Source organism: Nonomuraea sp. NPDC048901 (assembly GCF_040649695.1).
Taxonomy (GTDB): domain Bacteria; phylum Actinomycetota; class Actinomycetes; order Streptosporangiales; family Streptosporangiaceae; genus Nonomuraea.
The window spans coordinates 164,498-182,405 of record NZ_JBEZFW010000004.1 but is presented as its reverse complement, the minus strand read 5'-3'; the positions used below and the strand labels follow the sequence as shown (position 1 = coordinate 182,405).

The window sequence follows — 17,908 nt, the reverse complement described above, 5'->3', positions numbered from 1 at the left end:
TTAACAGCGCTTTCAGTCATACTCGGTGCAAGCGGTTCTCCTCTCACTCTCTTCCCCTTGGAGCATGCCATGGCACCCGCGACCCTGCCCGCCACCGTTTACCGACTCGCCGGCATCGCACCCACTGCGGACGCGATGTTCGAAGCCACCTCCACCGGCCGCCTCGCGGCTCCGGGCGTCGATGTCATGGAGCTCGACATCGACGGTTCGCCAGCGGTTCTCTACTTCCGCCAGCACCCACCATCCAAGGCCGGGTGGACTCCTGGCCTCTCCGCGCTCACAGGCATATCGCTTCCGCTGATCAGGCAGGACTGCGAGGCGGTACTGATCGTGGCGGCGGAGCCATACGTCTATGCGATCGGTTTCGGTCAGGGGTACCTCGCGGTCACTGACTCCCGTGAGCCGGGCTTCGGTCTGCGCTGCGCGTTGCGTGCGGTCGACCCGGCACGGGTGCGCGACGTGGACCGACGGGCGCTCGGCGGCCTGCCACGGCACGACTCCACCTACGTCCCGGACGGCATCCCCATCGGTGGCGTCGGCATCCGAGACTACGCCGAGCTGGTCAAGAAGCTCGGCGGCCTGATCAAGGCCGCCGACCTCGGTCTCAGCCACCGGGAAAGCGTCTCTGTCGAAGGTGCGGACGGGTTGCGCTTGCCCATCCCGCTGGAGCCGACGGCGTTTCGAGCCCTGCTGCACCGGTTGAACGAGATCAGCGAGCGCGAGGTGCCACCCGACTTCGAACGGCTGGAAGCCATCCGGCCGGTGGGCTCCGAGCCGCTCCGCGACAAGCTGGACGCGCTGCTGGATGAGGCACTCCGCGGGAAGGGCGACGCCCGGCTGCGTGTGGCAGTCCCGGCCGCCCTGGTCGACCTGCGCCACGAGGCTCGCTCATACCGCATCAAGGTCGGTAGCGTCGCGATCGTCCGGGAGGAGCTCGACCTTGACGACCTCCGCCGGCGGTGCAAGGTGCAGTACTGCACCAGCCCCTCCGCCGCGCTCCGCGACGGGACCGTCGAGATGTGTGCCGACCGTGAAGGAAAGGAGCCGATCGGCAGGGCCCGGGCCATCCGCTGGTTCGAGGCCGTGGCGGCGATTGGGTCACGCATCTACCAGCTCAGCGACGGGGAATGGTACGAGTGCGGTGCCGGCTACGTCGAGTCGATGCGGCGCCGCCTGCAGGAGCTCATCGTGCCCGAGTCGGAGGTGACCATGTTGCCGTGGCGGGCTGGTGAGTCCGAGGAGGACTACAACGTGCGCATGCAGAACACGTTCGGACGAGGCCGGTACCTGTGCCTTGATCGCCAGTTCAGCCGGACCCGGCAGCAGCGCCGGGGCAAGGGTTACGAGGCGTGCGACGGGTTGACCGACCGGCACACGCTTGTGCATGTCAAAGCGGCTCACAGCTCGGAGCCCCTCAGCCACCAGTTCGCCCAGGCGCTGATCTCGACCCGGACGTTGTACAGCGAGCCAGATGCTCGGGCGAAGTTCAGCGCGAAGGTAGCAGAGCTGAGCGGCGGACTGCTCACCGTGCCGGAAGACTTCGTCCCGAGCAAGGTCGTGCTGGCCATCCTCCTCAAGGATAAGGAGCTGACACCGGACTCGCTCTACCCGTTTGCCCAGGTCGCGCTCGTCGCACTCGCCGATACACTCCGGCGAGACCACGGGGTGATCGTCGAGGTCGTCGGTATCCCGAGCGACTCCTCGGAAGTGTTCAGAACGTGACCGCAGAGTCCATGGCGAAGGCCCATCGCCGCTGGCACTATCTCAAGGTTGAACCGTTGCCGAAGGGTGGATGCGTGGGCAAGCAGAACGGCATGCCGGTGCAGGTTCTCCAAGTCGCTGAAGCCTTGCGCAAGGAGTTCGTCCAACTGATCGGCATGGACGATGCCGAGAAGATGAGCAAGGACGAGTACGAGAGGAAGTTCCTCAGTCGTGCCCTCGCAGCGCTGGTAGCCCGCAAGCTAGTTCGCTGCGACAGCTCCGCGGCAGCCGACACCCTCATCGATGGACGCGGGGATCTGGGCATCGATGGGATCGCGTTCACTGACGGGGGGCTGCATCTCCATCTCATCCAAAGCAAGTGGAGTGACAAGGGCACGGCCGGCTTCGGGGTCGCCGAGGCGCTCAAGTTCGTGCAGGGACTGCGACTCATTGATCAACAGAAGTTCGAGCGGTTCAATGAGCGATTCCAGCGCCATGCGGAACAGGTGAAGGCCGTTCTGAAGGATCCGCGCGGAAAGATCACCCTAGTCACCGTGCTCATGGGACCGGGCATGCTCTCCCGCGAGGTTGTGGACTGCTTCCAAGATGTGCAGGGTGAGTTCAACACCGACTACGACAAGAAGCTCGACTACGACGTATGGTCAGCACAGCAGGTCTGGGAAGCCGTTCGCGACGATCTTGCTGAGCCGCCGATCAGCCTCGTGGCCCGCATGGACAAGTGGATGCCCCTAGGGGAGCCCTACGAGGCATATCAGGGAAGAGTCGCCGTAGCAGAGATCGCCAAGTGGCACGAGGATCATGGCGATCGACTGTTCTCGCAGAACATCCGGCAATCGCTAGGCCTCACCGATGTCAACCACGGGCTCGTAGAGACCCTCATCAAGACACCGCAGGACTTCTGGTACCTGAACAATGGGATCACCGTCCTGTGTGACCTGGCAGAACGCCATGCGTGGAGCCTCGCCAGTCAAGGCCCTGTCGCGTTGGACATGCATGGTGCGAGTGTTGTCAATGGCGCTCAGACCGTCACCGCCATCGCCGAAGCCATGCGTAGCGATCCCGGGGCGGCGGGGAATGCCTTCGTGGGGGTCAAGGTCATCACCACGAAGGACTGCCCCGAGGGCTTTGGATTGACGGTCACCCGTGCGACGAATACTCAGAACCGCGTCGAGCGCAGGGATATCGTGGTCGCCCTTGATCCTGCGCAAGCTGCCATCCGTGAGGACTTTGCACTGACGCTGGACAAGAACTATACCTTCCGGCGAGGCGAGCTAGATCCTCTCCCGGCAATGGGTTGCTCTGTCGTTCACGCCGCGACTGCCCTAGCGTGCGCTCACCGCAATCCTGATCTTGCGGTCCGAGCAAGGAGGAACACTGATCTCCTATGGGAGACCGGGCCGACGGGCGCGTACACCTTGCTTTTTCAACCTGCCCCAGGTGCCCACCAGATCTGGCACTCCGTCCTCGTGATGAGAGCCGTTGGCAGCGCACTTCAGGAGAGTAAAGGCGACCGCGAGGGACGCGCGCAGGCTATAGCGGAACACGCCGATCTCTTGATTACCCACGTCGTATTCCAACAGCTCGAATCGAGCGACATCGACAGCCCGGAGTTCGACGTCAGCGCGGCTCTGAACCGCGTGCCGGAACTCGTCCACGAAGCATTGACCTGGCTGATCCACTACACGGATGTAGAGTTCGGCCCGACGTCCTTTGTGAGCAGCACGTTCGCGAATCCTGAACGCTGTCGCACTTTGACCGCACGAGTGCTCTTGGCCATCAGTGGCAACGACTCCACACCAGACCTGCCGGCCGAGTATCGTCCAGCCCCCAGGAAACCTCGCGTGCGTCGGCCTAACGCTGTTCCCACACTCGTCGACGCGGGGCGACTCGCAGAGGGAACCATTCTCGAATTCGTCCACGCGACCAGGCCAGAACAGGAGGCGGTGGCCGCCTGGCTCGCGGAGGATTCCCGCCGGAGCAAAGCCGCATGGGTTAACGACCGATCCAAGCCTCTCCTCTGGTCGGTCGACGGCCAGAGGTACTCCCCAACGGGCCTCGTAACGGAGATCTGGAACCGTGCAGGCTGGGATCCAGAGACACGGCCGGTTGCGGTTCAAGGCCCATCCCGCTGGGTAGTGCCCGGGGAAGGTTCGCTTTGGCAGCTTGCGCTCAAGGTGCTTGCCCGACGCGATGAGGACTCGGAGTAGCGATTGCCTTGGGAGCCCCCTTCGCAAAGGCCACCTAATCGGACATCGCAGCCGCGGGTGAAGTCGCGCCCCGCGATCGTCGCCGGCTCGCGCCCGCGCTCGCAGTCTTCCGATCAGCTCTTGAAGATCCCGGCGCCGTGGACGCGCCCGGTCAGCCTCCACCCCTGTGGAAAGATCCGACGAAGCCCGTTCGTGGCAGTTCCATGACAAGGAGGAATTGATGGACTGGCATCAAGTCAAACGCTCTTTGGATAATATCTGTTGGTCTTCTCGCGATCCGTCAAATTTGGAAGTCGACGAGATTTCCGTAAAGTCATTGGCAGCCTACATTCATGGAGACCCCACCCAGTTTGAGGCGTTCCTACTGCAGGAGTTGCCAGAGCAGGTTCTCACAATGGAGTACCTGCCAGACCTGGTTCAAAGGGCGGTAGTAATTAATCGCCTCTGGCCCGCCTCGGATTTGGAGTCGCATTCTGTTGTGCTTGGCATTGCTCAAGGACTGATACGAGCTGAGCGCACTCGGCGCGAGCTAAAGCTCTCTTCGTGGGGCTTGCCACACGGCTGGAATCCCCACGATCTGTATATTTCTGGATTGACACAAAAGGGCTATCAGATCGCCACTCTTTGGCATATTCTGGGCGTCCTGGCGGTTCTTCCACGCGATTATGAGGTAGAGCGTGCAGAATGGCTTCGCCGCCTAGATGAAAGCATCAACGAGCATCCTGATGGTTGGATCCTATCCTTGGGCTGGATTTTGACAGTCGGCCCCTTTCTGGATCACCTCGACGTTGCCATGACATTGAAGTTGATGGATTTGCATCCAGAGATCATCGATTCTCTGCAAAATGTTGCGAATGCCTCGCCGAGCCGAATGACACTTCGGGCTCAAGGGATCAAGGCGATCGCGGCTGGCACGGACCCTGCCAGAGGGCAGGAATGGCTGCTAGATGCCGCAGCGACGCTGCTGGACCGACGTCGCCATCAATTCCCGCGGCCTTTGGAAGCACCCTCAGCAACTTGGCTCAGCGACCTGGACGTTGAGAGCATGCTGCGCGGCGCCTCGTGTCGAGCATTGGAAGAGTTCGCCGACGTGGTAGAAGCAGAAGGTGCCGCCGAAGAGGAGGGCCTTACTCAAAACCTTCTATCGCTGCTGGTAACGAACATGAAGTCGGTCGATCGCGCGCTCCACCTGGCCGCGCCTGCCGGTTCTAGACCTAGGATCGAGGTAGAGCGCCGAACTGTGCCGAAAAATGAAGAGAATGGACTAGGTGCCGACCTTGGCATTGTCGTCAACATTACGTTGCCCTCGCATGCCGAGATTCGATTTGGCGATCTTATTCAAGTCAAAAAGACGCAGTTGCTACATGGTTCGGGCCAAGTTTCTAGCGCTCGCGCCGATTCCTGGCGCATCGATATTGCACAGCTCGAAGATTTGCTTCATTGTAGCGCAACCGCCGTTTATTGGCTGATTGCCCAAGTAGGAAATGTTTACGTAGTCCCCGCCAAGATGCTTCTAGCACTACGCAATGGCCGCAGCGCCCCCAAGGCAGGGACTTTCACAGCCCGCTACAGAGACATCCGACACGTTGCAATCCCACTCGGAAGCTACTTGTGCGATGTCCTTATTGGCATGTGGACAGCCAGCACAAATCCCGAGACGTTGGCTATCGCGGATGGAAGAAACAATAATAGCCGAACACACCCCCGCAACTTGCTTAGCATCACTGTACAAATTACGGATCAGTGAGATACTGGAAAAAGAGGCCAGTCAGGCTGGATAACCGCGAGCTCCCGTTATCTGGCCTCGGTGGCAGACTTTGTGGCGGAAGACGTCCCGTCCCTGGACTACTCCATTCACCACGGGCGGCAGCCTGCGGTCGTCTGCTCAGCCCCGATCCGGACGAGACCTGATCGAGGGCTTGGGGAACGTAGCCAACTCGGCACAGCAGGCGCAGTCACAGAGTGCTCACCGCCCCCAGACCGATCCGACCCTCAACCACCAAGACCTAACGGGACATCTCCCTACTCGACGTTCACCATGCCATCGGATGACGTGGTTCCCTCTGCCTAGGCCCGGGGAAGTGCGCGGGATGATCTTGCATAACCCATGTCCTGCTTGGGCTATCTACCCAGGTCAACCACCTGCGCAGACTGGCACTTGCCACCTCTGATCAAGGTAGGGAGGAGCCAACTCACAATGTCGGGGTGGACAGGTTCACCGCAGCCGGTCGTGAACGCGCAGTCACCACCTCCGTGCTGCCCGTCGGCTAAACCTTGATCTTTTCGGCGGTCTGCATCCTGCGCTGGTCCATCGCCCTAATCGGCTAACTCGCCGACAACCGATCGAGGAGCGCAGATAGTAGATCTCTGTAAGGGGAAAGCCTAGAGACTGACTCGGTCAGCTTCTGTTGTACCCGTGGAGGGGTTGTGCTGCAGCCGATGCAGGACATGCGCGACATTCAGATCAAACGGCTGTCCGAGCAAGGAATGAGCCAGCGGGAGATCGGCGAACTGTACGGCCTGACCGGTCCACGCGTTCATCAGATCCTGCAGCAGGTGGGCGCGGCCTCAAGGCCACGCGATCGCAGACCTCCCGTCGAACACCTGACGGAAGCCGTCGCGTCCTTTGTGTCCGAGTACAAAGGGACCATCGCGACGCTCGCGGCTTCCGGCACGTCCCGCGCCGAGGTCATCGCCCGCTTCCAGCTGATTCTGCCTGACGTCGACATCACCATCGTTGGCAAGGGCATCTGCGCCAGTGATGCTGTCTTCGGACACTGGCACGCCCGAGACGCCGCACTCTTCTCGGTGAAGGTCACCGAGGCCGCAGTCTGGTACCTGCTGGGACGCAGCCTCGACCTGGCCAGCGACCCCAAGGCCGCACTGATAGCAGATGACTTCGAGGAGACGCGGGAGGTCTCGGCAGCACTCGGGAAGCAGGGTGTACCCCGCCCCGACATTGCCTCGACGCTGTGCCTCATCGCGACCACACGTGCCTTCTGCCGCGATAGCCCCGACGCAACGATCACGAGGAAACGCTACGACGAGTTGCGTCTCCAAGTCATCAGCGAGTGGATTTTGCCTGTAGCCGGAAAACCCTTTCTCTGGCCGCCAACAGGCCTCACGGTCATGAAGCGACTCGGCGACGGATACTGGGCGGACGCCTTGCGCAATATCGGTCTCAATACGAGCTCGAAGGGCCGCCCCCGTGGTCCCTTAAAGTATCAGGAGGAGGACTACGCATCAGCGATCTCCGACTACTTCGACTACTCGAAGACCCACGACCACGTGCCGAGCATCGAGGGATACCAGCGGTGGGTCGATTTCGAGGACCGCGCCGGGTATGACAGACCATCTTGGGGAGCCGTCCGTCTCCGCTACAAGACTTGGAGCAACGTCCGTTGGGCCGCTGACAGGCCTCCCCATGAACAGAGGGCTTCAAAGGTAAACCGGATACCGCACAGCACTCGTGCCCTCCACGATGCACAGAACGAATGGAAGCGCTTCGTAGAGGAGCTTGACGCCACCCCGCAAGCCAGGGCGTCGGCCGTCGTCAGGAACTTTCTGCGCTCCTATGTGGAGGAGTTCGAGTTCCGGCGAAGGACCTGGCTACGCGCGGTGGTAGCCGCCGACGCTGATGCGGTCAGACGCATTCTGGAAGGGGATTCTCTGTCTAAAAAGCAGCGCCTCGCGCTGGCAGAAGGTTCACCGGCGGACGTCCTGACGGACAAGTACATTGACGGTTTGGGAGCAGGAGATCCGCGCCTGAATGATGGCTGGCTCCAACCAGACGCTCAAGCAGAGCTGGATTCCGTGCCTAACGAAGTAGCTCTGCAGTACAAGGTCCTTAGAGAAGCCCGCAACTACTTCACGCACACTTCAGATGAATCTCGGCAGCGCGTTCATACTGCGATAGATGCCCTCGCTACCCTGGATCCGCGGTTTACGATGAACCAGGCAATCACTATCCGGATTCTTTCCGATTGGCTGAGGGCCAAGGACCTTCAGCGGCTGCGACTACTATGCCGCTCGGTCCAAGAACTCTGGCGGGCTATGGTCGTCAGCGAAACGCTCATGGACGTCCGATGACTCCAATTGGGGAGGATGCGAGCAGTTTATGCGCGATGGAGGGCGAGTCGATGTGGCGCACGCCGATGCCCGTGCAGCAACAGCCACTCACGGGATCGTTCGGCGTCGAACAAGCGACCCACGCCAAGAGGGCGTCGTGCCAACTACGCCTTGGCCGTTGTCTCGCAAGGAAACTCACAGGTGTGGCCGTAACCTCGCCAAATTCACGACTCGTCGTGCGGGCGAGCCAAGCGATGCGCTCTTGCCAAATTTGGACCTGCCACACGGTGTCGAACAGGGCTTCAGAGTCCGCTCGTAGCGATTGGACAGGCTCTCCAGGAGAGAGCCTGCGGGCTGAGGACCGAAGGCGGCGCGGATGGACTCGATCGGCGGGCGGACTCGCCGTCAATGTCGACGGTGAGGTAGGAGTACAGCAGGCTGGGCGCGTGATCGGCGAGGGGTAAGGGCAACGCGAAGCAGCCCGGCTCGGCCAGCATCAGCCCGTCGGACAGGCCGAAGCCGTCGACCGGGCGATCCAGGACGGTAGCGCCGATCAGGTAATTCAGCGGGTGCAGGTACTTCTGCCACCCGAAAGCGCCGCCGCAGTCGCTGACTGCGCCGGCCCGCCGAGCCGCCAGGCCGAGGCGACGCCGCTACCGAACAGCATGATGAAGTATCCCCCGCGCGGTGTGTGGATGCCTGTTCCACCCTCACCGGCTCCCACCCGATCTGGCGCAGTCGTACCGCAGTGCCCCGCCCGGCGTCGACGTCCCGGCCGTGGTCCGCCCGTCATCGATGTTTCGGCCGCGGTTCTCCCCGACACCGTGACCATCCTGAGCGGCCCCTCAAGCCTGCCCGGTGAAGGGGGCCATAGCTGCGGCTGCTGGGAAGGGGCGCGCTGGCTCCGCCAGGCCAGTTCGCCTCCGTGACCTTGGGTGCAGGCCCGAATGTGTACCTTCGTCGGACCCCGACCCGGCCATACTACGGTCGCAGTAGAGCCGATGGGTACCACAGCATGAGGGAATTCGCCCAGGTCAGACCTACTGTTTAGGGGTGCGTACCGTGACCTGGCTGCGGCGGGAGCTCCTTTCCCGGCCCTATGTGGCCGACACGATCCTGGCCGTGTGCGTGTATGCGATGACACTGCTGGCGCCCGGCCCGCCCCAGCCGGCTGGGGCGGAGTGGCGCGGTCAAATGCAGCCTCTCACTGCTTACGACATCGCGCTGGCTTCGGTTGTCTGCGGTGCTCTGGTCTTTCGTCGGCGGTGGCCCCGTGCCGTTCTCGCCGTCACCGTCGCCGGGTTCGTTGTCTACGCCGTGATCGACGGCGGGCGGAGCCTGCTGAACCTGGGGTCGGCGATCGCGATGTACACGGTGGCCTCGCGAGTCCCGCGCCGGCACGCGTGGGCCTACGGAGGGCTTGCCGCGCTCGTCATCACCGTGGCCAGGGTGGTGTTCGGTGGAAGTGCGTTGTTGACGCCCGAGATGCTGGCGCCGATCGCGTCGATTGGTATGGCCACCGCGGTCGGGGACTCGCTGCGCAGCCGCCGGGCCTATGTGGCCGCCATCGAGGAGCGGGCGCGCAGGGCCGAGGAGACGCGTGAGGAGGAGGCCGAACGGCGGGTGATGGAGGAACGGCTGTACATCGCGCGGGAGTTGCACGATGTTCTCGCCCATCACATCGCGCTGATCAACGTACAGGCGCAGGTAGCTGCGCATTTGCTGGCGACTGAACCCGAGCAGGCCCGTACAGCGCTGGGTCATGTTCGCGAAGCGGGCAAGGAGGCGTTGGATGAGTTGCGGACGACAGTGGGGCTGCTGCGGCGGCCGGGTAGCCGCGAGGAGCTGCTGACCGAGCCCGCGCCGGGGCTGGATCGGCTGCCTGAGCTGGTCGACTCCTTCACTGCGGCCGGGCTGGAGCTGGGTTGGCTCATCTACGGCGATCCGAGACCGTTGCCCGCTCCTGTGGATCTCGCCGCGTTCCGGATTGTTCAGGAGGCGCTGACCAACGTGAGCAAGCACGCGCCGCAGGCGACCGCGACTGTGCGGATCGACTATGCGTCCGACGAGGTGATCGTCGACGTCGCCGACGACGGTCAGGGTCAGAGTGATGCGGGTGGGGTCTCTTCCGGGACCGGTCACGGGCTGATCGGTATGCGGGAGCGGGCCCTTTCGGTCGATGGGACCTTCCTCGCTGGGCCCGTGGACGGCAGCGGGTTTCGGGTGCATGCCGTGCTCCCCACCTCGAGGAAGAACAGGTGACGACCGTCTTGAGGGAGTACAGGCCATGACCGTCAAAGTGCTGCTGGCAGACGACCAAGCGCTGGTCCGGGCCGGGTTCCGGGTGCTGATCGACTCGGCGCCCGACCTGACGGTGGTCGGCGAGGCTGCCAACGGTCATGACGCCGTACGGCTCGCGCGGGAGACTATGGCCGACGTGGTGCTGATGGACGTTCGCATGCCCGGAATGGATGGTCTGGCCGCTACGAGGGAGATCACCCGCGATGAGGCCACGGCCGGGGTCCGGGTGCTGGTCCTGACCACGTTCGAGATCGACGAGTACGTCTTCGCCGCGCTGCAGGCGGGTGCCAGCGGGTTCCTCGGCAAGAGTGTGGAGGCCGGCGAGTTGCAAGAGGCGATCAGGGTGGTGGCCAGGGGCGAGGCGCTGCTGTCACCGTTGGCGACTCGACGTCTGATCACCCGCTTCCTGGACGGGCGCGGGGTCTCGGCCCAGCACGTGCCCGAAGACCTGGCTGTGCTCACCGAGCGCGAGCGCGAGGTGATGATCCTCGTGGCCCACGGGCGTACCAACGACGAGATCGCCGATCTGCTGGGGATCAGCCGGGTGACCGCCAAGACGCACGTCAACCGAGCCATGACCAAGCTGAAGGCCCACGACCGCGCCCAGCTGGTAATCATCGCGTACGAGACCGGTCTGGTCCGTCCTCAAGCCCGCTGATCGCCCCCAAAGGCCACAGGCGCGGGCCACCGCGCCCCCTGATCGCCCGCGAACCGCAGGCGGAGGCCACTGCGCCCGCCGATCGCCCGAGAACTGCGGGCCAACTGACCGCCCGGGAACCACGCGCGCGGGCTAGCTGATCGCCCAAGAACCGCGGACGCAGTAGCCCACGCCCGCGTCTACTGCGATCGCCGCAGTCCAGAACCCTCCCCCAGGCGGACGTCCACCCAAAGCCAGGCCCTGAGGCTTGAAGTAGCGCCCCAAGTGCGTCCCCTCCGGCTCGCCCGTTCCCGCGCACCGTGCGATCTGACCCCATGCGAAGAGAAGTGGAAAGATGTCGTTTCTGGCTAGATTGAGCCTTGCCCAACGGGGGCTCATCGCGCTCATCACGGTCGTGGTGCTCGCGTTCGGCGTTTACGTCACCCCGGCGCTGCAGCAGCAACTCCTGCCCTCCCTGTCGTTCCCCCAGGTATCGGTCGTGGCGTCATACGCCGGCGCCGCTCCGGAGATCGTCGAGGACCGGGTCACAGTGCCGCTGGAGGAGGGGGTACGCGGGGTCACCGGCGTCACCGGGGTGAACTCGACTTCGCGGGAGTCCAGCGCGACGGTTCAGGTGGCTTTCGACTTCGGGACCGACATCGACGACGCGCAGAGCAAGATCCAGCAGGTGGTCAGCGGGCTGGCCGACCGGCTGCCGGACAGGGTTGAGCCGAAGGTGGTCGTGGGGAGTACCGACGACCTGCCGGTCATCCAGCTCGCCGCTGCTTCCGACAAGTCGCAGCAGCGGCTCGCCGAGCAGTTGACCACCCATGTGGTCCCGACGCTCACCGGCATCGAGGGGGTCAAGGAGGCCTCCGTCACGGGTACCCGTGATCAGGTCATCACCATCACCCCCGACGCCGATGAGCTGAAGAAGAAGGGGCTGGACACCAGCGCGATCTCCACCGCCATCCAGGGTGCTGGCCAGCCGATTCCCGCCGGATCCCTGACCCATGCGGACACGACGCTGAGCGTCCAGGTCGGCGGCAGGTTCGAGTCGATCAAGGACCTCAAGGACCTCTACCTCGCCCCCGCCGCGCAGGCATCCCAGCCTCAGGCCCAGGCCCAACCCGCAGGCCAGGATCAGCGGCCAGGCTCGCCGCAGGCCACCCCGACCGCCGCAAATGCCGCAAAAACCGAGAAGGCCGACAAGCCGAAGCCCGTACGGCTCGGCGACGTGGCCACCGTGAAGCTGGGACTCGCCGAATCGACCACGCTCACCCGCACCGACGGCAAGCCCAGCCTGGGTGTCTCGATCACCATGAAGCCCGGTGGCAACGCCGTGTCGATCTCCGAGGACGTACGCGCCAAGCTGCCCGCCCTAGCCTCCGCCCTAGGCACGGACGCCGCCCTCACCATCGTCTACGACCAGGCGCCGGAGGTGGAGAAGTCGATCGAGAGCCTGACCACCGAGGGACTGCTGGGCCTGGCCATGGCCGTGCTGATCATCCTGGTCTTCCTGTTCTCGCTGCGCTCCACGCTGGTCACCGCAGTCTCCATCCCCCTGTCGGTGCTGATCGCGTTGATCGCGCTATGGGCCTGGGACTACTCGCTCAATATGCTCACTCTCGGCGCGCTCACCATCGCCATCGGCCGCGTCGTGGACGACTCGATCGTGGTCTTGGAGAACATCAAACGCCATCTCTCTTACGGCGAGCAGAAACGGCAGGCGATCGAGAACGGTGTACGCGAGGTCGCGGGCGCGGTGACCGCCTCCACCCTCACCACCGTGGCGGTGTTCCTGCCGATCGCCTTTGTCGGTGGTTTCGTCGGCGAGCTGTTCGGCCCGTTCTCCATCACCGTCACGGTGGCCCTGCTAGCGTCTCTGCTGGTGTCGCTGACCGTCGTACCGGTGCTGAGCTACTGGTTCCTCAAGCCGCCCAAGAACGGTGACCGGCACAAGGCGGAGGAGAAGGAGCGCCGCAGTCTGCTCCAGCGCGCCTACGTCCCGGTGATCCGCTTCGCCACCCGGCACCGGCTCACGACGGTCGCCGGTGCTCTGGCGATCCTCATTGGCACGCTCGCCCTGGTCCCCCGGCTGGAGACCAGCTTCATCGACAACGCGGGGCAGGACACGGTCAACATCACCCAGAACCTGCCCGTCGGCACCTCCCTGGCTGCGGCCGACACGAAGGCCAAGGAGGTCGAGAAGGTCCTGACCGGCCTCGACGCGGTCAAGTCGTACCAGGTCACCGTAGGCGGCGCGAGCGGCGTCGGGTTCGCGGGCGCAGGTCCGAACGGAGGCGGCGGGGGTACGGCCCGCGCCAGCTACTCGCTCACCCTGCGCGAGAACAGTGACACCGCGGCCGTCGAGAACATCCTGCGCGACCAGCTGGGCAAGCTGCCCGACGCCGGAGAGATCAGCATCGGCGAGACGGGCGGCTTCGGCGGCGACGGGCTCGAAGTCCTGGTACACGCCAGTGAACAGGACACGTTGAGCGACGCGGCGCGAGTCGTACAGCAGACCATGTCGGCCATCCCCGGCGTCACCGAGGTGACCAGCGGTCTGGCCGAGACCGCGCCCCGCATCGACGTCACCGTCGATCGCAAGGAGGCCGCGGAGCGCGGCCTCACGGAGGCCGCTGTCGGCCAGCTGGTCTCCCAGGCGTTCCGTGGCAGCACCGTGACGCAGCTGACCTTCGACGGCACCACCGCCGACGTCGTCGTGGACACCGGCGACGCGCCCGTCTCGCTCGGCGAGCTGCGCAAGCTCGACCTGCCCGGGAAGGGGGAGCTCGCCGACGTGGCCGAGGTCAAGCAGGTCAACGGGCCCGTTTCGGTCAGCCGTGTCGACGGGGAGCGTACCGTCACCGTCTCCGGCAAGAGCACCGGTGCCGACCTCGGCGCCATCAGCGCGGACCTGGACAGCCGGCTCGCCAAGCTGACACTGCCCGCCGGCGCCACCTACTCCGTTGGCGGTGCCAGCGCCGACCAGGACGAAGCCTTCGGCAGCCTCGGGCTGGCCCTGGTGGCGGCCATCGCGCTGGTGTTCTTCGTCATGGTCGCCACCTTCCGCAGCCTCATTCAGCCGCTGCTGCTCCTGGTGTCGATCCCGTTCGCCGCCACGGGGGCGATCGGGCTGCTGCTCATCACCGGTACGTCGCTCGGGCTGGCGGCGATGATCGGGCTGCTGATGCTGGTCGGCATCGTGGTCACCAACGCCATCGTGCTGCTGGACCTGATCAACCAGTACCGCGGTCAGGGGATGCCGCTGCATGAGGCCGTCGTGGAAGGCGGGCGCAACAGGCTCCGGCCCATCCTGATGACCGCGCTGGCCACGATCTTCGCGCTGCTGCCGATGGCTCTGGGCATCACCGGTGGCGGCGGGTTCATCTCCAAGCCGCTCGCGATCGTGGTCATCGGCGGGCTGATCAGTTCGACGTTGCTCACGCTGATCCTGGTCCCAACCCTGTACACCATGGTCGAAAGCCGGAAGGAGAAGATCCGGGCCAGACGCGCGCCGCGATCTGCCGTACCACCCATTGCCGAGACCCCCGGGGAGCCGGCAGTTGTTTCCGGAGGACATCGATGACCAACACGACCCGCGGCCGGAGCGTCCTCCGGGACTTCCAGCCCTCGAAGCTTCCGCATCCCACGGTCGAGATCGTCATCCCCGTCTACAACGAGGAGCGGGCGCTCCCAGGATGTCTGCGTACCCTTCACGCACACCTCAGTCAGTGGATGCCGTTCCCCTGGCGGCTCACCGTGGCGGACAACGCGAGCGTTGACCGGACGCTGGAGGTGGCCCGGGAACTGGCCGCCGAGCTGCCCGGCACGAACGTGGTCCACCTCGACAGGAAAGGGCGCGGGCTCGCGCTGCGTACGGTGTGGGGCGCGAGCGAGGCCGACATCGTCGTCTACATGGACGTCGACCTGTCCACACGCCTGGACGCGCTGATGCCGCTGATCGCCCCGCTCGCCAGCGGCCACTCCGACCTCGCCATCGGCAGTCGGCTGGCTCCCGGGGCGCGTACTGTGCGCGGACCGCGCCGCGAGCTGATCTCCCGCTGCTACAACGCGATCATCCGGCTCACTCACGGAGCCCGGTTCAGTGACGCGCAGTGCGGCTTCAAGGCCGCGCGTACGGACGTGCTCGGCCCGCTCCTCGAACGGACGCAGGACGACGCCTGGTTCTTCGACACCGAGCTGCTGCTGCTCGCCGAACACAACGGGCTGCGCATCCACGAGGTCCCGGTCGACTGGGTCGAGGATGTGGACACCCGGGTCGATGTCGTCAGCACCGCCACGGACGATCTGCGCGGGCTGTGGCGGGTGGCCCGCATGAAGGCGTCGGGCGCCGCGCGGGCTCCGTTGCCGAGTCGCCCCGCCCCAGCCGCCGAGCACCCCGACGCCGTACTGGCTCCCAGCAGGGCACGCTCCCGGATCACCTGGGAGGTCGGCTGTTTCGTGGCGATCGGCGTGCTCTCGACGGCCGGTCAGGCCCTGCTCTATTGGCTGCTGCGCGCCTGGTGGCCGCCTGCGCTCGCGAACCTGGTGTCGCTGCTGGTCCTCACCGTGCTCAACACGGAGGCCAACCGCCGTCTCACCTTCCGCTGGTCCGGTACGGGGGCTGGCCGGGCGCACCTGGGAGCCGGTGCCTTGTTCCTGCTCGGGTACGTCATCACCTCCGCCGCCGTGCTGCTGTTCCGCGAGGTACAGCCCGAGGCGTCGGCCGCGGCCGAGACGCTGGTGCTCACCGCCTCGTCCGTGCTGGTCACCGTTGTCCGCTTCCTGGTGCTGCGGCTGGCCGTCTTCCGCCGCAGCACCCCCTGATCCTTTCCAGAGAGTGACGTACGAGATGACTCCGCCATCCACCCCCCGCCCGCTCCCCAGACGGGTGGCGCTCGCGGTGATCCTGCTCCTGGCCGCCGGACTGTACGGCTGGGCTCTGGGCTCCCTCGGCTGGGGCAACAGCTACTACTCCGCCGCTGTGAAGTCGATGGGCCAGAGCTGGACGAACTTCCTGTTCGGCGCGTACGACCCAGCGGGCGTGATCACCGTCGACAAGCCGCCGGCGGCGCTGTGGCCGCAGGTGCTCAGTACCAAGATCTTCGGTCTGCACGGCTGGGCGATGATCCTGCCTCAGGTGCTGGAGGGCATCGCCACGGTGTTCCTCCTGCACCGGACCGTACGCCTGTGGGCAGGTGAGGCGGCCGGGCTGCTGGCCGCGCTGGTTCTGACGCTGACCCCGATCACGGTGGCGATCAACCGCGACAACAACCCTGACACGCTGCTGGTGCTGACGCTGGTGGCGGCGGCGTACGCGCTGACCCGCGCCATGCGGACAACCTCCGGACTGAGGTGGTTGTGCGCGGCCGGGTTCCTGATCGGCCTTGGCTTCATGACCAAGATGCTGGCCGCCTGGATGGTGATCCCGGCGTTCGCGGCGGCCTGGTTGGTCGGGGCGCGCGGGCCCTGGCTCGGGCGGCTCGGCAAGCTGCTGATCGGGGGCGTCGTGCTTGTGGTGTCCTCTCTGTGGTGGGTCGCCGTGGTTGCGCTCTGGCCGGGGAACCGTCCGTACATCGGGGGCAGTACTGACGGCAGCGCCTGGGACCTGGTCGTCGGCTACAACGGCCTCGGCCGGATCCTCGGCGGTGACGGCCCAGGCGGCTTCAGCATCTCCTTCGGCGGAGCGGCCGGCCTGGGCCGGCTCTTCAACGACCAGGTCGGCGGGCAGATCAGCTGGCTGCTGCCGTTGTGCGGAGTGGCGCTGGTGCTGGCCGTGGCTGGCGCCGTACTGCGCTGGCGTGGGGTCACGATGCCCGGTGAGCCGCTCGCCGCTGCCGGATGGGTGCTGTGGGGAACATGGCTGGTGGTCTGCGGCCTGGTGTTCGCCACCCAGAAGGGGACCTTTCACCCGTACTACACGACTCAGCTGGCCCCGGCGGTCGCCGCCGTCACCGCCGGCTTCGCCACGACGTTGGCCCGTGCCCACCGGGCGGGGGCTCGCTGGGCGCTCCCGCTGGGAGCCGGGGCCGTCGCGGTGACCACGGCCTTGGCCTATGTCGTGATCGCTCGGGTCCCGTCCTGGAACGGCTGGGTGGCGTGGCTTGTGGGTGCGGCCGGAGTGGCGGCGGTCGTCCTGCTCCTTCTGTGCGCGGGTCGGCGAGGACGGCTGCCCGCCGGTCGACGACGGCTGCCCGCCGCCTTCGGCATCGCGGTCCTGGCGGTGCTTTCGGCGCCTGCGGCCTGGGCGATCAGCGTCCCCAGCGCCACGTCGGCGATGGGCGGCGCCAACCCCACCGCAGGGCCACCCACCATGCCGTTCGGCCGCGGGGCAGGCGGAGGCGGCCCAGCTCCGGGCGGCTTCGAACTCCCAGAAGGCATGCAACTCCCACCAGGCATGGAACTCCCGGAAGGGATGCAGCTCCCCGAAGGATTTCCTGGGGGATTTCCTGGCGGGAACGGTGGCATGCCACCCGGGCTCTTGGGAGGCGGCGCCGAGCTCGCCCCCGACCAGCGCAAGGTCCTGGACTATGCCGTCAAGCAGTCCGGCTCCGCCCGGATCAAACTCGCCACCGAGGGCGGCGCCATGTTCGCCTCCTCTTTCATCCTGAACAGTGACGCCACCGTCATCGGCATGGGCGGCTTCATCGGCATCGACGACGCCCCGACCGTCCAGCAGTTGAAGGACTGGACGAGTTCGGGGCAACTACGCTTCGTCCTGGGATCCGGTCGGGGCGGCTTCGGCGCCATGATGGGCGGGGCGAGCACGCACCGCTCGCAATGGCTGAAAGAGAACTGCACCGAAGTCCCCGCCGCCGCGTATGGGGGAAGTCCCACCGCCTCCACACCGAGCAGTCCAATGACAGGAGGCGGCACCACCCTCTACGACTGCGCCGCGAAGCACTGACGCACGGCGCCGCCCGTCCGGCAGGGCTCAGGAGATGGGCTCTGGGGGCGGGCTCCGCCG

Annotated in this window: 9 protein-coding genes; all 9 read left to right on the top strand. The window is 65.4% G+C overall.

The window, feature by feature from the left end; all coding sequences use genetic code 11:
- The first annotated feature begins 69 nt into the window (after positions 1–69).
- The 9 genes from AB0C30_RS14710 (at position 70) to AB0C30_RS14670 (ending at position 17,848) form a co-directional block, all read left to right on the top strand.
- On the top strand, positions 70–1,722 hold the full coding sequence (locus AB0C30_RS14710; RefSeq protein WP_357943418.1) for a DUF6119 family protein: 1,653 nt from the start codon (positions 70–72) through the stop codon (positions 1,720–1,722).
- Positions 1,719–3,929, top strand: a complete 2,211-nt coding sequence (locus AB0C30_RS14705; protein WP_357943416.1) for an AIPR family protein — start codon at positions 1,719–1,721, stop codon at positions 3,927–3,929. Before AB0C30_RS14710 ends, AB0C30_RS14705 begins: the two co-directional genes overlap by 4 nt.
- A 166-nt stretch (positions 3,930–4,095) precedes the next feature.
- Positions 4,096–5,676 (top strand): hypothetical protein, encoded by a 1,581-nt coding sequence (locus AB0C30_RS14700; protein WP_357943414.1) that lies wholly within the window; start codon positions 4,096–4,098, stop codon positions 5,674–5,676.
- A gap of 680 nt (positions 5,677–6,356) precedes the next feature.
- Positions 6,357–8,018, top strand: coding sequence for a hypothetical protein (locus AB0C30_RS14695; RefSeq protein ID WP_357943412.1), 1,662 nt, complete (start codon positions 6,357–6,359; stop codon positions 8,016–8,018).
- Between the two features lie 1,080 nt (positions 8,019–9,098).
- Positions 9,099–10,259, top strand: a complete 1,161-nt coding sequence (locus AB0C30_RS14690; RefSeq protein ID WP_357943410.1) for a sensor histidine kinase — start codon at positions 9,099–9,101, stop codon at positions 10,257–10,259.
- A 25-nt stretch (positions 10,260–10,284) separates the two neighbouring features.
- Positions 10,285–10,956, top strand: a complete 672-nt coding sequence (locus tag AB0C30_RS14685) for a response regulator transcription factor (protein WP_357943408.1) — start codon at positions 10,285–10,287, stop codon at positions 10,954–10,956.
- Positions 10,957–11,290: 334 nt separating this feature from the next.
- Positions 11,291–14,527, top strand: coding sequence for an efflux RND transporter permease subunit (locus AB0C30_RS14680; protein WP_357943406.1), 3,237 nt, complete (start codon positions 11,291–11,293; stop codon positions 14,525–14,527).
- Positions 14,524–15,768, top strand: a complete 1,245-nt coding sequence (locus tag AB0C30_RS14675) for a bifunctional glycosyltransferase family 2/GtrA family protein (protein WP_357943404.1) — start codon at positions 14,524–14,526, stop codon at positions 15,766–15,768. Before AB0C30_RS14680 ends, AB0C30_RS14675 begins: the two co-directional genes overlap by 4 nt.
- A 25-nt stretch (positions 15,769–15,793) precedes the next feature.
- A complete protein-coding gene (locus AB0C30_RS14670; RefSeq protein ID WP_357943402.1) occupies positions 15,794–17,848 on the top strand; it encodes a glycosyltransferase family 39 protein in 2,055 nt (684 codons plus the stop codon).
- The last annotated feature ends 60 nt before the right edge of the window (positions 17,849–17,908 follow it).

Coding starts and splice junctions, on each gene's coding strand:
- AB0C30_RS14670 (WP_357943402.1), top strand. CDS start 15,794: ATGACTCCGCCATCCACCCCCCGCCCGCTCCCCAGACGGGTGGCGCTC.
- AB0C30_RS14680 (WP_357943406.1), top strand. CDS start 11,291: ATGTCGTTTCTGGCTAGATTGAGCCTTGCCCAACGGGGGCTCATCGCG.
- AB0C30_RS14710 (WP_357943418.1), top strand. CDS start 70: ATGGCACCCGCGACCCTGCCCGCCACCGTTTACCGACTCGCCGGCATC.
- AB0C30_RS14675 (WP_357943404.1), top strand. CDS start 14,524: ATGACCAACACGACCCGCGGCCGGAGCGTCCTCCGGGACTTCCAGCCC.
- AB0C30_RS14685 (WP_357943408.1), top strand. CDS start 10,285: ATGACCGTCAAAGTGCTGCTGGCAGACGACCAAGCGCTGGTCCGGGCC.